1 protein-coding gene is annotated in these 224 nt (G+C 73.2%); it reads right to left on the bottom strand.

The features are described 5' to 3' along the window. Positions 1–155: 155 nt before the first annotated feature. Positions 156–224: GMP synthase (glutamine-hydrolyzing) (locus ADL12_RS58590; RefSeq protein WP_159053325.1), on the bottom strand; the 69-nt coding region annotated here is incomplete at its 5' end.

Genomic DNA, 224 nt, shown 5'->3' with positions numbered 1-224 from the left:
AGCTGCAAGGCGGAGGAGGGAGTCGACGCGGAGCGTCGGCGACCGACGACAACGCGGCTGGGGGTCCCCCCTCTGGGGGAGCGCGTGCCAGACACCGCGACGCCGGCATGATCCGCCGGGCAGGCCCTAGGGCCTGCTCCACTCGCCCGAGGGGCCTACTCCCACTCGATCGTCCCCGGCGGCTTCGAGGTCACGTCGAGGACGACGCGGTTGACGTCCCCCAC

It is taken from the genome of Streptomyces regalis (genome assembly GCF_001509475.1).
Taxonomy (GTDB): Bacteria; Actinomycetota; Actinomycetes; order Streptomycetales; family Streptomycetaceae; genus Streptomyces; species Streptomyces regalis.
The sequence above is the reverse complement of the archived record's forward strand: the minus strand, read 5'-3'. Positions and strand labels throughout refer to the sequence as shown.